This window comes from Mycobacterium bourgelatii (assembly GCF_010723575.1).
In the GTDB taxonomy this organism is placed as follows: domain Bacteria; phylum Actinomycetota; class Actinomycetes; order Mycobacteriales; family Mycobacteriaceae; genus Mycobacterium; species Mycobacterium bourgelatii.
Genome location: NZ_BLKZ01000002.1, coordinates 238837 through 255758, shown reverse-complemented (window position 1 = coordinate 255758; position 16922 = coordinate 238837). Strand labels below are relative to the sequence as shown.

Genomic DNA, 16922 nt, shown 5'->3' with positions numbered 1-16922 from the left:
GATGGAACAGGTTTACCGTCGTCTACGCAAGTGTGAGCGCGGTAAACCATCATGGACGATGATTTGCCGTGTCCGATCTCACTATCGAGGAGAGCAGTTGGCCGAGTCCGGAGAGTTCGTGGCCGCTATCGATCAGGGCACCACTAGCACCCGCTGCATGATCTTCGATCACGAGGGCGCCGAGGTGGCTCGGCACCAACTCGAGCACGATCAGATCCTGCCCCGCGCCGGCTGGGTCGAGCACAACCCCGTCGAAATCTGGGAACGCACCTCCTCGGTGCTGACCACGGTGCTGAACACCACCAATCTTTCGACGAAAGATATTGCGGCGCTGGGTATTACGAATCAACGCGAGACGACGTTGGTGTGGAACCGTAAGACCGGGCGGCCCTATTACAACGCAATCGTTTGGCAGGACACCCGCACCGATCGGATCGCCTCGGCCTTGGACCGCGACGGGCGCGGCGATGTGATCCGCCGCAGGGCTGGACTGCCCCCGGCCACATACTTCTCGGGCGGAAAACTCCAGTGGATCTTGGAAAATGTCGACGGGGTGCGTGCGGACGCAGAAAGCGGTGACGCACTGTTCGGCACCGCCGATACCTGGGTGCTGTGGAACCTGACCGGTGGTCCGCGCGGCGGTCTTCACGTAACGGATGTGACGAACGCCAGCCGGACCATGCTCATGGACCTCGAGACCCTGGACTGGGACGACGAGCTGCTGTCGTTCTTCGACATTCCGCGCGCGATGCTGCCCGCGATCGAGCCGTCCTCGGCGCGCGAATCGTACGGAGCGACCGCGGACTCCGGGCCCTTCGGCGGCGAGGTGCCGATCACCGGAGTCCTGGGCGACCAGCACGCCGCGATGGTCGGTCAGGTGTGCCTGGACGCGGGGGAGGCGAAAAACACCTACGGCACTGGCAATTTCCTGCTGCTGAACACCGGCGAGAACATCGTGCGCTCCGACAACGGCTTGCTGACCACCGTCTGCTATCAATTCGAGGGCGCCAAACCCGTGTATGCCCTTGAGGGCTCGATCGCGGTGACCGGCTCGGCGGTGCAGTGGCTACGTGACCAGTTGGGCATCATCAGCGGCGCCGCCCAGAGTGAATCGTTGGCCCGTCAGGTCGCCGACAACGGCGGCGTGTACTTCGTGCCCGCGTTCTCCGGGTTGTTCGCTCCCTATTGGCGATCCGACGCGCGCGGCGCGATCGTGGGTCTGTCGCGGTTCAACACCAACGCCCATCTCGCCCGCGCCACGCTGGAGGCCATTTGCTACCAGAGCCGCGACGTGGTGGACGCCATGAAGGCGGACTCCGGGGTGAGTCTCGAGGTGCTCAAAGTCGACGGCGGCATCACCGCCAACGACCTATGCATGCAGATCCAGGCCGATGTGCTGGGGGTGGACGTGGTGCGCCCGGTGGTCGCCGAGACCACGGCATTGGGCGCCGCGTACGCGGCGGGGCTGGCAGTCGACTTCTGGGCCGACCCGTCCGATCTGCGCGCCAACTGGAAAGAGGACAAGCGGTGGACACCGTCCTGGGACGACGACCAGCGCGCCTCGGGATACGCCGGTTGGCGCAAGGCCGTGCAGCGCACCCTCGACTGGGTGGATGTTTCCTAACCTCCGCGAGCGCGCGCAGTTGTACGCCGACACGCCGTTGCGGCGGTACATTTGCGCGCGCTCGCGCCAGGGAGCTCAGGCCTCGCCGAGAATGCCGTAGATCTCGCGGCGGGCGTTGTTGAGCACGTCGACGATGCGTTGCTGCTGCTCGGGGGAGGCGGCATGGGCCGACTGTGCGACGGCGCCGAAGAGTTGGCGCCCCGCGGTTGCGAGGTTGACGTGGCCAGGGTCCACGCCTTCGGCGATCGCCTGCCACGGCGGGGTCTCGACCTTTTCCGCAGCAGCTCGACCGTCATCGGTCAGCTGGAACAGCTTCTTGCTGCCGTCGGCTTCGGTGGCGGTGACCAGGCCTTCGTCGTCCAGGAGCTGCAGCGTCGGGTAGACCGAACCGGGACTCGGCTTCCATAGGCCGTTGCTGCGTTCGGCGATCTGCTGAATCATCTCGTAGCCGTGCATGGGCCGTTCGGTCAGCAGGACGAGAATGGCGGCCCTTACGTCGCCCCGGCGGCCCCGACCGGGGCCGCCGCGGCGCCAGCCGCCGCGCGGGGTGAAGCCGAAGCCCGGGCCGAAACCTGGCCCGAAACCCGGTCCGAAGCCCGGGCCGGGGCCTCCGGGATCGAACCCGAAGGGCCCGCCACCAGCATGGTCGCGGAGATTCTCGACAAGCTCGCGTCTCGCCTGCCGCTTGGCTGCGTGCAAAGCGCGGCGTGGCATGAAACCCGGGCCGAACCCGAAACCCGGTTGGGGGCCAAAAGGCCCGCTGGGAGGGGTGAAGTGGTTGTTCATGTCGTTGTTCCTTAGGTCGTGAAAGATCGGCGCTCGGGGGGTCGCACCGGTATATCAAGTACGTATCACGATATATCGCGAACTAACGTAGTGCAAAGGCGCGTTATGCGGGGCATGCTTGTTTGCATTCATTCCGAGCCGGGTAGCACCTGAGGTGATGAAGGGTAAAAACCACCAGGCGACCTTCGAAGCCGATTCGGAATCCGATCCGACGCACAGCCAGGGAACGGGCGGTCGCAAGACCGCTTCCTGGGTGAACTGGGTTCTGGCGATCCTGACGGTTCCGGGCGCGGCGATTGTGATGCTCTTTGCGCTCGGCGCGGTCATGAGCACCGATGCCTGCACCGACCGCACCTGTGCCAATCTGGGCAACGCGATCGACTTCGGCGTGTTGTTCTACGGTGCGCCGCTGGTGGCCTTCTGCGTCATCGTCATCTCGCTCTTCACGGCCAAGCGCCGGTTCGGCTTTGCCGTTCCGTTGTTCGGGTGGGCGCTGTTGATTGCCGACGTCGCCGCCTTGGCTCTTATCGTCGCGCGGTAGGACTCAGCTGGGCGGGGCAAATCCCTCTTGACTTGGAGCCGGTTGCGGCGCCTCGGTCGGTGGTTGCGCCGTTGGTTCGGCTGCCGACGGATATGGCTGCGGACCCGCGGGCGACCACGGCGTGGCTTGCTGCGGCGCCGGCTGAGGCCACGGTTGCTGGGGCCACTGCGGCTGGCCCTGTGGCGGTACTTGCTGAGGCCACGGCGCAGGCGTTGTCGTGGGTATCGGGGGCGGCGGCACCACTGGACGCAGCCGTGCCAATTCACGCCGGTGTCGCTCGGCCAGAACGGCCGCGAGGATGTACTGCGGGGGAACGCCAGGTGGTGGTGGCGGGGCGATGTGGGACACCACGTCAGCGGCGATGCGGTAGGCCATCTGGTCGCGCAGTCGGGGATCGAGTTGGTTTGCCCGGGCGAGAAATTGACGCGCGACCTCGGCCTGAGCGGCCGTGAGTCCCGACAGCTGCAGCGAGGACGCCCACGAGGCCAGGGCCGGCGGCATCATCGGGGGAGGCGCCAGCCGCGGAGCCCGTTCGCTGACGACGATGGTGCCGGCGAAGATGTCGCCGATCCGCTTGGCTTTCGGCGACAACAGGCTGCAGATCACCGCGGGACTACCCAGCAGCATCCAGATCTCGATCACCGACGCCAGTGCGCGAAACACCGCCTGCCGGAAGCGTTCCGGGCCGCCGTCGTCGGAGACCACCCGCAGGCCCATCACCATCTTGCCCAGCGAACGGCCGCGCGTCGCCATTTCCATGGCCACCGGATAGCCGACCATGGCCAGCACCGTGAAGATGATCAGGAAGGCGATCGTCAGCGCCTCGTCGAACTGTCTGATCGAGGCCGCCCACAGGATCAGTCCCAGGAAGTAGGCGGTGAAGATCACGGTGAGGTCGATGATTGCGCTGATTGCGCGCACCGGGAGCTGTGCGATCTGGACATCGAGCACCACAGCGTCCCCGGTTACCACCTCCGACATACCAGAGAACCTACAGGCTTTGGGGCGCCTACCTGGGCGCTTGGGTAGGCTGCCGACGTGGACGTCGACGCGTTCCTGCTGACTCACCGGCACACGTGGGATCGGCTCGACCATCTGATCAAGAGGCGTCGTTCGCTGACGGGAGCCGAGGTCGACGAGCTTGTCGAGCTCTACCAGCGGGTGTCCACGCACCTGTCGATGCTGCGGTCGGTGTCGACGGACGCGTTGGTGATCGGACGGCTCTCCAGCCTGGTTGCCCGCGCCCGCTCGGCGGTCACCGGCGCCCATGCTCCGTTGTCCAGTACCTTCATCCGGTTCTGGACGGTCTCGTTTCCGGTGGTCGCCTACCGTGCCTGGCGGTGGTGGCTGGCGACGGCGGTGGCGTTTTTCGCGGTCGCCGTGGCGATGGGGTTTTGGGTGGCTGGTAGCCCCGAGGTGCAGTCGCTCATCGGAACGCCGGCCGACATCGACGAGTTGGTCAATCACGACGTCGAGTCGTATTACAGCGAGCATCCAGCGGCGGCGTTCGCCCTGCAGGTGTGGGTGAACAACTCCTGGTTGGCGGCGAAATGCATTGCCTTGTCCGTACTGCTGGGGCTGCCAATTCCGTTCGTGCTGTATCAAAATGCGGCCAATGTGGGCGTGATCGGCGGGCTGATGTTCCACGCGGGCAAGGGCGGCTTGTTGCTGGGACTGCTCATTCCGCACGGATTGCTGGAACTGACTGCGGTGTTCCTAGCCGCCGCGGTGGGGATGCGGTTGGGTTGGTCGGTGATATCGCCGGGTGACCGGCCGCGGGGCCAGGTCCTCGCCGAGCACGGTCGTGGCGTGGTGTCGGTCGCCGTGGGACTGATTGTCGTGTTGTTGGTCTCCGGGCTGATCGAAGCGCTGGTGACCCCCGCGCCGTTTCCGACGTTTGTCCGCATAGCCATCGGCATCCTCGCCGAGGCGGCGTTCCTCTGGTACATCGTGCATTTCGGGCGTAAGGCCATAAAGGCCGGGGAGACCGGCGATATCGACGACGCGCCCGACGTCGTCCCGACCCGCTGAGCCGGACTAGAGCCGGCCGGTCGCTTTCATCGCCAGGTATCGGTCGGCAAGGCCGGGCGCGATTTCGGTGGGCGGGGCGTCGACGACCTCCACCCCGCCGCGGCGCAGGCGCGAGGCGATCGCGCGCCGGTCGTTGCGGGCTCGCTCGGCCGCGGCCGCGTCATAGACCGCAGCCGCGTCGGAACGCCCGACGGCCAGTTCGTCCACGCGTGGGTCGGCGACCGCAGCCAGCAACACGTGGTGTTTGGCCGACAACTGCGGCAACACCGGCAGCAAGCCCTCGTCGAGGGCCGTCGCGTTGAGGTCGGTCAGCAGCACCACCAACGAGCGCCGACGGGTGCGGCGCAGGATGGTGGCAATCATTGCCCGCCAGTCGGATTCGACGAGCGCCGGTTGCAATGGAGCCATCGCTTCGACCAGTTGCGCGAGAAGTTCGGTGCGTGACGCGCCGAACACGGCGGCTCGGCTTACCCGGTCGTGGGCGAGGAAGTCGACATGGTCACCAGCGCGCGATGCCAGCGCGGCCAGCAGGAGCGCGGCGTCCATGAACCAGTCCAGTCGCGGCCATCCCGCGGGATCGGCCGAGGTCGGGTCGACACCCACGCGCCCCGCTCCCATCCGGCCGGTGTCGAGCACGATCACGACCCTCCGGTCACGTTCAGGGCGCCAGGTGCGGACCATCACATCGGAGCGCCGAGCCGTCGCCCGCCAGTCGATCGACCGGACGTCGTCGCCGACGACGTACTCGCGCAGGGAATCGAATTCGGTGCCCTGTCCGCGGATGAGCGTGGGCAGCAGCCCGTCTATTTCCCGCAGCTTGGCCAACCGGGACGGCAGGTGCTTGCGGGACAAGAACGGTGGCAGCACCCGAACCTGCCCCGGCACCTGCTGCGATTTCTGCCGTCCGGCCAACCCCAACGGGCCCACCGAACGGGCGGTGACGGCCGCGGCGCGCTGGTCGCCGCGGCGGACCGGCGCCAAGTCGGTGCGGACCTGTTCGCGCTGACCGGCCGCGATGCTGAGCCGATGAACCCGCGGCTGGGCGCGCGCACTAGGCGGCCACGCGTCGCGCACCTGGCCGCGGAATCGGCGCCGGCCGTCGTTGTGAACTACCAGGTCGGAATGCGCGGGCTGACCCAACCTGGCCGAACTGTCCGGTGAGCGGGTGAAACGCAGCTTGCGCGGGCTGGCCGCCAGCACCACGTCGACGACGACCAGTGCCACCAAGACGGCCAGCAGCAGACCAAAAGCCTTCGCAGGCCAGGGGGATAGCGCGATCGGCAGGACGCAGATCAGCGCCAGTAGTCCGGTCCGTCCGGTGAGAACCACTAGCGGGGCACCGGGACCGAGGCCAGGATTCCGTCCAGGACGCCGTCAGGGGTGGCGCCTTCGAGCTCGGCTTCCGGGCGCAGCATGATCCGGTGTCGCAGCGTCGGCCGGGCCATGGCCTTGACGTCGTCGGGAGTGACGTAGTTGCGCCCGGACAGCCACGCCCACGACCGAGCGGTACCCAGCAGCGCCGTCGCACCACGGGGTGAGACACCCAGTTGCAGCGAGGGCGAGGAGCGGGTGGCGCCGACGATGTCGACGATGTAGCCCAGCACCTCGTCGGCGACCAGTACCTGGGCCACCGCCTCACGGGCGGCGACCAGGTCGGATGGGCCGGCCACGGGTTTGATCGCGGACAGGTCGCGGGGGTCGAAGCCGTGAGCGTGCCGGCTGAGGATGGCGATCTCGGCGTCGCGCGCGGGCAGCGTCACGTTGAGTTTGAGCAGGAAGCGGTCGAGCTGCGCCTCGGGCAACTGGTAGGTGCCCTCGTACTCGATCGGGTTCTGCGTCGCGGCGACGATGAACGGGTCGGGGAGGGGCTTGGCCTTGCCTTCGACGGTGACCTGGCGCTCCTCCATCGCTTCGAGCAACGCGGCCTGGGTCTTGGGTGGGGTGCGGTTGATTTCATCCGCCAGCAGGAGGTTGGTGAACACCGGTCCGGGCCGGAACTCGAACTCCGCGGTGTGGGTGTCGTAGACCAGCGAGCCGGTGACGTCGCCGGGCATCAGGTCGGGAGTGAACTGCACCCGCTTGAACTCCAGCTGCAAGGCGGCGGCCAACGCCCTGATCATCAGCGTCTTGGCCACTCCCGGAACACCTTCCAAGAGCACGTGGCCCCGGCACAGCAGCGCGATCACCAGGCCACTGATCACGCCGTCCTGTCCGACGACGGCCTTGGCGATCTCGGCGCGCAGGCCCAGCAGCGCCTCCCGGGCCGACTCTGCGGCGGGGGACTGGGTGGGCGGGGCTTGCGGGCTGGGCGAGGACCCATAACCGGAATGCGTCACGAGTGGGTGACCTGCCTTTCGATGTCGTCGAGCGCACGGGCGAGGTGAAGTAGATCCTGATCGGTCGTTGGCGGGGGTCCAAACAAGTGATACCGAATGAATTCCGGGTCGGCGCCGGTGCGTCGAGCAACTGTCAGGACCACCGCTGCCGGGTCGGAGGTAGAGCCCGAGCCAAGCCGGGGCACCAGGCGCTGCAGCGTCGCGGTTCGTAGGGCTTCGGCGGCGCGGTCGCGGGCGCGGCGGGAGCGGTATAGCCGGCCGCGGCCCTCGACGGTCTCCGATGCGCGGACGACGACGGGAAGTTCCTCGGCCACCAGCGGGCCCATCCGGCGGCCCTTCCAGAGCGCCACCAGAAGGACGACCAGCCATAACTGCCAGACCATCCAGGTCACGTTCTCCGGGATCAGATCGGAAATCGACGAGGGAGCGGCGTTTTCGCCCTCGACGCGGCTGGGTGCGAACCAGATGAGGCGCTGGCGCGCCCCCGCGAGGTTCATGGCGAGCGCCGCATTGCCCTCCGGCAGCAGGCCCCCGTTCGTCATGAAGTCGTTGGTACCGACCACCGTGACCGAGCGTCCCTCGTCGTCGTAAAAGCGGACCAATATTCCGCCGTAGCAACTGATTACCTGCAGGCCGCCCTTGGGTTGATAGGCGTCGCTCGGGCCGAAGCGAACCGTGCCGGCCCGGTTCGCTTCGCGCAGCGGGCAATCGGGCTGACTGCTGAATTCCTTGGCGGCCCCGGAGCGCAACCGAGGGGTCAGCACCGCCCGGGTGCGTGATGTGGGCTCGACCAGTAGCCGGTCACCGGGGGTACGCGCTAGCCGCTCCAGCAGCGAGTTGTCCCTCAGGTATTGTGTCTGCGCCATCAGCAGCAGCGAGTCGGCGCGTGCCGCGCGCTCGACGTCGGCGACGGTATTGGCGACGACGACCTCGACGCCGCGCTCGCGCAACAGCGTCACCAGTGCATGGGCGCCCGAAGCACCGGTGGCCTCGGGGTCCATGGTGCCGCCGGGCCGTGGCGCCGTCAGGTAGGTGGTTACCGCCGCGACGATGGCAATGACGGTCAGTAGCAGCAGAACTGACCGCCACGGCCGCCGCTTGGTTGCCGCTTCGGAGTCGGTACGTGCGGAGGTCACCGGACCTGCGCCCAGGAATCGAATGCGGCCGGTGGTTCCACTGCCGACGAGGCGGTGGAACGCGACCGCAGGTGGTCATCGAGGTCGGCGATCAACTGGTATGCGGCCTGGGTTCCGGGCCGTTCACCGTAGGTGACGTCGTTGAACGCCGTTGCCGCCTGGGACAATTCGCCTCTCAAATGTGGTAAGGCCTCGCCGGCGTCGATGGCCAGCTCGTTGGCGGTGCGGCCCGGTGCCGGGTTGAGCACGCCGGTCTCTTCCAATTGCCGAGCCACCGCGCGCAGCCGGTGCCGGATGGCAGCAGCCCAATTGCCTTCGGCGGCATAGCCTTCCGCTGTGGCGCGATGCTGGGCGGCCGTTAGCTCGCCGACGTCGAAGAGCCGCGCATCGCCGCCCCGGTTGGTTTGCAGGGTGCGGCGTGCGGTTTGTACGGCGACGGCTATGCCGATCGCCAGGATGATGATCAACACGGTCGCGGTGAAGTATCCGCCGGGTATCTCGGAACTCTTCTCCAGCAGTTTGTAGAGCAGTTCGGCGATCCAGTCGTTGATCCGGTTCGGCAGCGAGTCCTTCGGGTAGATCGGTTTGTTCAGCTCGCGCTGCGCGGCGTCGTGCGCGGCATCGCGATCGATATCGATGGCAGGCATTGTCCGTCAGTCCTCAGACCGGCCTGGTGAGCCAGAGGTTGTCGGTGGACTCCACGGCGGCGGGCCCGCTCAGCGCGCCGCTCTGCAGCACCAGGTCGAACGCCTCGGAGCGCATTCTGCGGTCGGTGTAGAGCAGCACGACAACCCCCGCGGTGAACGGCGCGGTGATGATCTGGCTGATCGCTCCGCCGATGGACGCCAGCGTGGTACCGATGAGCATCATCGTCGGCCCGTGCTCCCCGGTTACACCAACCATGATCTCCCCGACGATGCTGAACGGCGCCGACACGGCGCCACCGACCACGCCAACCGCAATGGCCGCCAACAGTCGGATGCCGAGCACGCGCCAGAAACCGTTCTTCACCAGCGCGAAGGATCTGGTGATCGCCTCGAAGACGGTCAGCCGCTCCAGCACGATCGCCACCGGCGCGAACAGCAGCTCGGTGTAGAGATAGATCAGCAGCAGGACCACGATGAGCAGCAGCGGGAAGCCGAGCAGCACCGCCACGGCCCCATTGGCCACGGCTGCGACGCCCACGAGGATCACGATGACCAGGCCGACGATCACCACGACGCCCAGCCCTTCGAGCATCGACAGGCCTATCAACGCCAGCAGGCGACCGCGGACTTTGGCCCACACCTCGCCGATGGTGATGGGCGACCCGAACACGGCACGTCCCACGGTGAAGGTCAGCATGCCGCTGAGCAGCACACCGCCCAGCCAGGAGACCACCAGGCCGGCGCCGATGGACAGGAACCAGGTGCCGACCGCCGCCGCCGTCAGTTCGTCCGGAGGCTCGGTGGAGAAATTGCCGTACGCGGCCAACGGCGCGAGCGTGGTGACCAGCGTGATGATCTGCATGACGACCACCACGATGGCGGTCATTCCCAGGGTCGCCTTGGGGTTGGCGCGGATGTAGCCGACCGCGCCATTGAAGATGTCGCTGAGGGTCAGCGGTCGCAGCGGGATGATCCCGGGTTTGACGGCTTGCGGCACGACGGGCGGGCCGTACGGATAACCGGGGGGCGCGCCGTATCCGGGGAGTGTGCCGTAGCCGGGTGGCGGCGCGCTGTAGCCGGGGGGTGTGGCGTAGCCGGGTGGCGCAGTGCCGTAGCCGGGTGGCGGCGCGCCGTAACCGGGTGCCGCGCCGTAGCCAGGCGGTTGCGGGCCGTAGCCAGGCGGTTGCGGGCCGTAGCCAGGCCGAGGCGTGCCATAGCCAGGCGGTGTTCCCCCGTAGGAGGGCGGCGCCCCATACCCGGCTGGTGCCCCGTACGCGGGTGGTGAACCGTACGCGGGTGGTGGACCGTACGCGGGTGGCGGCCCGTACGCAGGTGGCGGTCCGGCCGTGGGCCCGGGGCCATCCGTAAACCCGGGACTCTCCGGGAATCGGCTGCCGTCCGTCGGCGCGGGACCGTCCCCCGATGCTCCATATGTGGGCTCGGCGCCACCGGTTGGCTCGCGGCCCGAATCATCGGGTGACGGCTCGACCGGATCGTCGGGCGGCGGCGTGCTCACGTTGGGTAGCTGCCGTCGTCGTAGGTCATGGGCTCCATCCTGTCGGCGGTCTGGTCATTTCACAATCTAGGACGCGTAGCGTCTCTGTCATGTTGCGTCCTGCAAGCTGGACTGAACTAGCGGGTGAGAGTCCCGTCCCGGTAGGTACCGGAGCGCCGGGTAGCAGGCCCCGGTTCGTCGTTGAGAAGCGGCGGGCTAAGCGGGGTGTCAAAAGCCTCTTTGGAGGGAGCAAGTGTGCGGGCCGTAGTGCCATTAGGCGCGAGTCCTGCAGCCTCGTCAAGATGTACAACGTAGGAGCCGAGCCGCTCATGTCACGGCGAAGGCCATGTCCGTCGAGCCCTGGTCCGGGGTCAGCTTGGCGGGTCCTTCCGGGGTACGGGGAGCGGCACGTGCACATAGTTCAGTCGGGAACAGGAGAGGCCCGTCTGCCCAGCCTGCGTCGGGCAAAGACCAAAGGTATAAGCCGATGGTGAAATCCTTTGGAGGGCAGCGGGAGTCCGAGGGGGTCGTAGTACCGCTGATCGGCGTGAGAGACACGCCGGGAGGGAAGGGCCCCTGCTTTGATCACGCGCGCGAAGCGGGTAAGCATCAGGGCATGACCGAGGTGACTCGGTCCAACTACCCCGGCAGGCCTTCGCTTGCCGTAGCCGACGACGAACCGTTGGTGGTGTCGCCGGTGAAAGTGCAACAACTGCAACGGGTGCTATGGGCTGCGGCCAAGCAGTCTGAGGGTCGGCGTTTCCACGCCCTGTATGACCGTATCTACAGGGGTGACGTCCTGTGGGAGGCGTGGGAGCGGGTGCGTAAGAACAAGGGGGCGGCCGGGGTGGATCGGATCACCGTGGCCGCGGTGGAGGACTACGGCGTGGACCGCATGTTGCGCGAGTTGCGTCGTGACCTTCGCGAGGGTGTGTATCTTCCCGCGCCAGCCAGGCGTGTGGAGATTCCGAAACCACGAGGTGGTAAGCGGCCGTTGGGGATTCCTACGGTGCGAGACCGGGTGGCTCAGGCGGCGGCCAAGATCGTGTTGGAACCGATTTTCGAGGCGGACTTTTTGCCGTGCTCGTATGGGTTTCGGCCGAGGCGGTCGGCGGTGATGGCTAAGGAACGCTTGCGGACCGGGTTCATCGAGGGCCAGGTGTTTGTGGTCGAGTTCGATATCGCTAATTTCTTCGGCGAGATCGACCACGAGCGTCTACTTGCCGAGGTGGGTAGGCGGGTCTCGGATCGGCGGGTGCTCAAACTGCTGCGTTTGTGGCTGCAAGCAGGGGTGTTGGTCGAGGGGGTGGCCCAGCGGACGGTCGCGGGCACCCGCAGGGCGGGGTGATCTCGCCGTTGTTGGCCAATATCTATCTGCATGTGCTCGACACTGAACTCGCTGCCCGTGGGGTGGGTGAGTTGGTGCGTTACGCCGATGATGGTGTGGTGTTGTGCCGCACGGCGGCGCAAGCTGAGCACGCTTTGGCGGCGGTGGGAGAAGTCCTGGCGTCGTTGGGGTTGCGGCTGCATCCGGAGAAGACGAAGGTGGTTGACCTGCGGGCAGGACGTGAGGGCCTGGATTTTCTGGGTTGTCATTTCCGGGCGCGTATGTCGGGACGGCTGTGGGAGCAAAAGCGAGTGATCCGCTACTACTTGCACCGTTGGCCCAGCCAAGCGGCGATGGCCCGGTTGCGGGCCAAGGTGCGCGATCGCACCGGTCGTACCCGGGTCGGTCTCGATATCCGTGATGTGATCGCGGAGTTGACGCCGATTCTTCGCGGCTGGGGAAACTACTTTCGTACCGGTAATGCCGCTGAGAAGTTCCGCCAGATCGACCGGTACGTCTGGTGGCGGCTGTTCCGCTTGATGGTCAAGAAGCGGGGCCGCAATCTGCGTGCTGGACAAGCAGATCAGTGGACCGAGAAGTGGTTTAACGGGCACGGCCTGCACCGGCTTGGTGGCACCATCCGCTACCCAAAGGCTGCGTAACCATGTCTAGAAGATCATCGGTAAGCCGTGTGCGGGAAAATCGCACGCACGGATTGAAAGGGGGATGGGGAAACGGATCCACACTGTGGACACCGCGCCCCTGACTACCAATGGCAGAACTCAAGTCCCGGCTGCGGTCCGACCTGACCGAGTCGATGCGGGCGCAGGACAAGCTGCGAACCGCCACCTTGCGCATGCTGCTGGCCGCTATCCAGACCGAGGAAGTCTCGGGCAAGCAGGCAAGAGAACTCACCGACGAGGAAGTGCTCAAGGTGCTGGCCAGGGAATCCCGGAAGCGCGGTGAGGCGGCCGAGATCTACACCCAAAACGGCCGTGGCGAGCTCGCCGCCAACGAGCACGCCGAGGCGCGAATCATCGACGAATATCTGCCGACGCAACTCAACGACGCCGAGGTGGCCGACGTGGTCGACACCGCGATCGCCCAGGTGGCGGAGCAGATCGGTGAGCGGCCCAGCATGAAGCAGATGGGTCTGGTGATGAAGGCCGCTACCGCGATAGCCGAAGGAAAGGCAGACGGGGCGCGCCTGTCGGCGGCGGTCAAAGAGCGGCTCTAGCGGCAGTCTCGCCGCCGTTTGCGGCAGGGTGGCCGGGGTACCCGGGAGTTATGACGCGGTTCGGCTACACCCTGATGACAGAGCAAAGTGACCCGAAAAGCCTTGTGCGCGACGCGGTATCGGCCGAAGAACACGGCTTTGACTTTGAGGTGTGCAGCGACCATTTCTCGCCGTGGCTGACGTCACAGGGACACGCACCAAACGCCTGGGCGGTCATGGGCGCTGTCGCCCACGCGACACAGCAAGTCGATCTCTACACCTACGTGACCTGTCCGACCATGCGCTATCACCCGGCGATCGTTGCCCAGCAGGCGGCGACCGTGCAGATCCTGGCCGACGGTCGGTTCACGCTGGGACTGGGGAGCGGCGAAAACCTCAATGAACACGTGGTCGGCAAAGGCTGGCCAATGGTCGAGCGACGCCACGACATGCTGCGTGAGGCCATCAAGATCATCCGCGAGCTTTTCGGTGGGCGCCTGGTGAACTTCACCGGCGAGTACTTTCAGGTTGATTCCGCGCGCCTCTGGGACGTCCCAGATGTGCCCGTCGGCCTCGCGGTTGCCATGAGCGGCAAGAAGTCCATCGACAAGTTGGGCAAACTCGCCGACCATCTGGTTGCGGTGGAACCCGACGGTGGATTGGTGGATGCCTGGCACTCGGTACGCCAGGCGGCCGGAATGGCCGGGGGCGGGCGGGTGATCGGACAGATACCGATTTGCTGGGATCCCGACCGCGATACGGCCGTCGAGCGTGCTCGCGATCAGTTTCGCTGGTTTGGGGGCGGCTGGGGCGTCAACGCCGACTTGCCGACGCCGGCGGGTTTCGCCGCGGCTACCCAGTTCGTTCGTCCCGAGGACGTCGCCGAAAACATTCCGTGCGGCCCGGACCTCGATGCGATCGTCGAGGCCGTCAAGCCTTACTGGGAAACCGGGTTCACCGACATCGCATTGCTGCAGATTGGCGGCGAATCGCAGGAGCTGTTCGTCAAGGAAGCCGCCGAGCCATTGCTCAAAGCGCTGCGCGAGGCCGCCGGCTGAACGTTTGGCTCACCGTCGCAGGGGTATGCGGTTGGACCATGAGTGGACCCGGCACGAATTCAACATCAGCATTGGTCAAGGGGCTCGGTGTGGCCAGCTTGGGGCTGGGTCTCAGCGAAGTGCTGGCCCCCGGAAAGGTCGCCGCGCTCGCCGGCATCGACGACAGCCAACGAACACGCACGGTGACCCGAGCACTCGGCATACGTGAGTGCGGCCACGGCGCGGCGTTGTTGCTTGGCTCGCCGAAACTGGTGTGGACGAGGGTGGCCGGCGACGCGCTGGATATCGCGTTACTGGTAACCGGCCTCCGGCGGAGCAACGGCGACGCTGCCGGGCGCCGCAGGCGGGGTGCCCTGACCGCCGTCGCTTTGACTGCCATTGGCGGAGCAGACCTCTACGCCGCCCTGCGCGCCTCGGGCGGCAACGGCCAGTCGGACACCGGTCGGCATGCAAATGCCCCGCGGCATCAGACGTTGCGCGCCGCCATCACCGTGCGGCGGCCTTTGGAGGAGGTCTATCGCTTTTGGCGCGAGCTGGAGAACCTGCCTAGCTTCATGTACCACCTTGAGTCGGTGACCACCAGCTCCGACGGCCGCTCGCATTGGACCGCGAAAGCGCCCGTGGGACAGCCCATTCGGTGGGACGCACAGCTCACCGAAGACATGCCGAACAAACGCATTGCCTGGCAGTCACTGCCCGGCTCCGGCATTCAGAACGGGGGCTGTGTCGACTTCGCGCCGGATAGCGCCGGTGACGGCACCGAAGTTCGTGTTGCGATCGGGTACCACCTCCCCGGCGGCGCAGTGGCCAAGGCGGGGGCCACGCTGCTGGGCGAGTCGCCCGACCAGCAAGTCAACGATGACCTGCGCCGCTTCAAACAGATCCTGGAGACGGGTCAGGTCATGCGTTCGGACGGGTCACCCGAGGGCACCGCAGCGTTCCGGCAGATGCATCAGCAGGCGGCGCAACCTGAAGGGGCGAGTCGATGAAGGCCACGGTTTACGCGGGACGCAACAGCGTCGAAGTGCAGACGGTTCCGGACCCGACCATCCTCAACGATCGCGATGCCATCGTGCGCATCACCTCGACGGCGATCTGCGGCTCGGACCTACACCTCTACGACGGCTACATCCCGACCGTCCAGCGTGGCGATGTGCTGGGCCATGAGTTCATGGGCGAGGTCGTCGAAGTCGGCAAGGGAGTTACTAATTTGAGGGCAGGCGACCGAGTGGTGGTGCCGTTTCCCATCGCCTGCGGCGCGTGCTCGGCCTGTGAGCGCGATCTTTATTCATTGTGTGAGAACTCGAATCCGAATGCAGGCATCGCCGAAAAGTTGATGGGCCATTCTCCTGCAGGGCTGTTCGGGTATTCCCACATGCTGGGCGGCTTTGCCGGCGGGCAAGCGGAATACGCGCGCGTGCCTTTCGCCGACGTGGGGCCGCTGAAGGTTGACGACGATCTGACCGACGACCAGGTGCTTTTCCTGTCTGACATCTTGCCCACCGGTTACATGGGTGCCGAGATGTGCGACATCAAGTCCGGCGACATCGTCGCGGTCTGGGGCGCCGGGCCGGTGGGGCTGTTCGCGATGGTGAGTGCGCTGTTGTTGGGCGCAGCCAAAGTCGTTGCCATCGACCAAGTTCCATATCGATTGGAGCTTGCCAAGAAGCTGGGTGCGACCCCACTCAACTTCGCCGAAACATCGGTGCTCGAGGAACTGCAAGACATGACGGCCGGACGCGGTCCCGATCATTGCATCGACGCGGTCGGAATGGAGGCACGCAACTCCACCACTGCGGTGGATGCCTATGATCGGGTAAAGCAAGCCATGCGGTTGGAAACCGAACGCCCACATGCTCTTAGGGAAGCTGCGATGAGTTGCCGCAACGGCGGCACGATCTCGATCGTCGGGGTGTATGGCGGCTTGATGGACAAGTTTCCGATCGGCGCAGTGATGAACCGCTCGCTCACCATCAAGACGGGCCAGTGCCATGTGCACCGGTATATGCGCCCCCTGCTCGAACTGATCCGCAAAGGCGAGATCGACCCCACCATGATCATCAGCCATCACCTGGAACTGGACCAGGCGCCGCACGGCTACGAGATCTTCAAGCACAAACAGGACAACTGCACCAAGGTCATCCTCAAACCGTAAAGGAGCACGCTATGTCAGACGAGTTGCAGGGCAAGAAGATTGCCATACTGGCTGCGGATGGCGTCGAGAAGGTCGAGCTGGAGCAACCGCGCAAGGTGCTTCAGGAAGCAGGTGCTCGAGTCGAGGTGCTCTCGTTGCAAACGGGTGAAATTCAAGCACGCAACCACGATCTGGAACCGGCCGGGACCTTCACCGTCGACCGCGCCGTGTCGGACGCCGCGGTTGACGAATTCGACGGTCTGGTGCTGCCCGGCGGCACGGTCAACCCGGACAAGCTCCGCAAGGACGAAACCGCCGTCTCCTTCGTTCGCGGATTCGTCGAATCCGGAAAGCCTGTCGCGGCGATCTGTCATGGTCCCTGGACGTTGGTAGAGGCCGACGTCATTCGAGGACGCACGTTGACGTCGTATCCGAGCATCCGCACCGACCTGAAAAATGCGGGCGCTAACGTGGTCGACGAGGAGGTTGTCGTCGACGGCAACATCATTACCAGTCGGTCGCCAAAGGACCTAGAGGCCTTCTGCACGAGGATAGTCAAGGAATTGGTCCAGAGTTCAGCGAGTTGAGTGT

At 65.9% G+C, this 16922-nt stretch carries 17 protein-coding genes; 10 read left to right on the top strand and 7 right to left on the bottom strand.

Annotated elements, in window-relative coordinates; all coding sequences use genetic code 11:
- Positions 1 to 58 precede the first annotated feature (58 nt).
- Entirely contained in the window at positions 59 to 1624 is a 1566-nt protein-coding gene (glpK, locus tag G6N68_RS26260; RefSeq protein ID WP_163719130.1) for a glycerol kinase GlpK, read from the top strand.
- A 75-nt stretch (positions 1625 to 1699) separates the two neighbouring features.
- Here the strand turns inward: glpK and G6N68_RS26255 are convergent, their stop codons facing one another.
- Positions 1700 to 2410 carry a PadR family transcriptional regulator gene (locus tag G6N68_RS26255; protein ID WP_163719129.1) on the bottom strand — a complete coding sequence of 237 codons (711 nt, stop codon included), beginning with the start codon at positions 2408 to 2410 and terminating at the stop codon, positions 1700 to 1702.
- 118 nt (positions 2411 to 2528) lie between these two features.
- Here G6N68_RS26255 and G6N68_RS26250 point away from each other — a divergent pair, with 118 nt between their 5' ends.
- On the top strand, positions 2529 to 2951 hold the full coding sequence (locus G6N68_RS26250) for a hypothetical protein (protein ID WP_240355910.1): 423 nt from the start codon (positions 2529 to 2531) through the stop codon (positions 2949 to 2951).
- A gap of 3 nt (positions 2952 to 2954) precedes the next feature.
- On the opposite strand, the gene G6N68_RS26245 is transcribed toward G6N68_RS26250, so the two are convergent.
- A complete protein-coding gene (locus tag G6N68_RS26245; RefSeq protein WP_163719128.1) occupies positions 2955 to 3932 on the bottom strand; it encodes an RDD family protein in 978 nt (325 codons plus the stop codon).
- 57 nt (positions 3933 to 3989) lie between these two features.
- Between G6N68_RS26245 and G6N68_RS26240 the strand changes: the two genes are divergently transcribed.
- A complete protein-coding gene (locus G6N68_RS26240) occupies positions 3990 to 4982 on the top strand; it encodes a stage II sporulation protein M (protein ID WP_163719127.1) in 993 nt (330 codons plus the stop codon).
- Between the two features lie 6 nt (positions 4983 to 4988).
- On the opposite strand, the gene G6N68_RS26235 is transcribed toward G6N68_RS26240, so the two are convergent.
- Genes G6N68_RS26235 through G6N68_RS26215 form a run of 5 tightly spaced genes read right to left on the bottom strand, consistent with a single transcriptional unit; the run spans position 4989 to position 10617 of the window.
- Positions 4989 to 6311, bottom strand: coding sequence for a DUF58 domain-containing protein (locus tag G6N68_RS26235; RefSeq protein WP_163719126.1), 1323 nt, complete (start codon positions 6309 to 6311; stop codon positions 4989 to 4991).
- Positions 6311 to 7318 (bottom strand): AAA family ATPase, encoded by a 1008-nt coding sequence (locus tag G6N68_RS26230; protein WP_163719125.1) that lies wholly within the window; start codon positions 7316 to 7318, stop codon positions 6311 to 6313. The genes G6N68_RS26235 and G6N68_RS26230 overlap by 1 nt, the downstream gene beginning before the upstream one ends.
- On the bottom strand, positions 7315 to 8469 hold the full coding sequence (locus G6N68_RS26225) for a DUF4350 domain-containing protein (RefSeq protein WP_276068314.1): 1155 nt from the start codon (positions 8467 to 8469) through the stop codon (positions 7315 to 7317). The genes G6N68_RS26230 and G6N68_RS26225 overlap by 4 nt, the downstream gene beginning before the upstream one ends.
- Entirely contained in the window at positions 8451 to 9101 is a 651-nt protein-coding gene (locus G6N68_RS26220) for a DUF4129 domain-containing protein (RefSeq protein ID WP_163719123.1), read from the bottom strand. The genes G6N68_RS26225 and G6N68_RS26220 overlap by 19 nt, the downstream gene beginning before the upstream one ends.
- Before the next feature lie 13 nt (positions 9102 to 9114).
- A complete protein-coding gene (locus G6N68_RS26215) occupies positions 9115 to 10617 on the bottom strand; it encodes a DUF7847 domain-containing protein (RefSeq protein WP_240355908.1) in 1503 nt (500 codons plus the stop codon).
- Between the two features lie 595 nt (positions 10618 to 11212).
- Between G6N68_RS26215 and G6N68_RS31680 the strand changes: the two genes are divergently transcribed.
- The 7 genes from G6N68_RS31680 (at position 11213) to G6N68_RS26185 (ending at position 16918) form a co-directional block, all read left to right on the top strand.
- Positions 11213 to 11944, top strand: coding sequence for a reverse transcriptase domain-containing protein (locus tag G6N68_RS31680; RefSeq protein ID WP_205351522.1), 732 nt, complete (start codon positions 11213 to 11215; stop codon positions 11942 to 11944).
- On the top strand, positions 11941 to 12585 hold the full coding sequence (locus G6N68_RS31675) for a group II intron maturase-specific domain-containing protein (protein ID WP_205351521.1): 645 nt from the start codon (positions 11941 to 11943) through the stop codon (positions 12583 to 12585). Before G6N68_RS31680 ends, G6N68_RS31675 begins: the two co-directional genes overlap by 4 nt.
- A 110-nt stretch (positions 12586 to 12695) precedes the next feature.
- Positions 12696 to 13160, top strand: coding sequence for a GatB/YqeY domain-containing protein (locus G6N68_RS26205; RefSeq protein WP_163719122.1), 465 nt, complete (start codon positions 12696 to 12698; stop codon positions 13158 to 13160).
- Between the two features lie 50 nt (positions 13161 to 13210).
- Positions 13211 to 14197 carry an LLM class F420-dependent oxidoreductase gene (locus G6N68_RS26200; RefSeq protein ID WP_163719121.1) on the top strand — a complete coding sequence of 329 codons (987 nt, stop codon included), beginning with the start codon at positions 13211 to 13213 and terminating at the stop codon, positions 14195 to 14197.
- An 89-nt stretch (positions 14198 to 14286) separates the two neighbouring features.
- A complete protein-coding gene (locus G6N68_RS26195; protein WP_240355906.1) occupies positions 14287 to 15186 on the top strand; it encodes an SRPBCC family protein in 900 nt (299 codons plus the stop codon).
- Complete coding sequence (locus G6N68_RS26190) at positions 15183 to 16352, top strand: zinc-dependent alcohol dehydrogenase (RefSeq protein ID WP_163719119.1); 1170 nt, start codon at positions 15183 to 15185, stop codon at positions 16350 to 16352. Before G6N68_RS26195 ends, G6N68_RS26190 begins: the two co-directional genes overlap by 4 nt.
- 11 nt (positions 16353 to 16363) lie before the next feature.
- Entirely contained in the window at positions 16364 to 16918 is a 555-nt protein-coding gene (locus tag G6N68_RS26185) for a type 1 glutamine amidotransferase domain-containing protein (protein ID WP_163719118.1), read from the top strand.
- Positions 16919 to 16922: the final 4 nt, after the last annotated feature.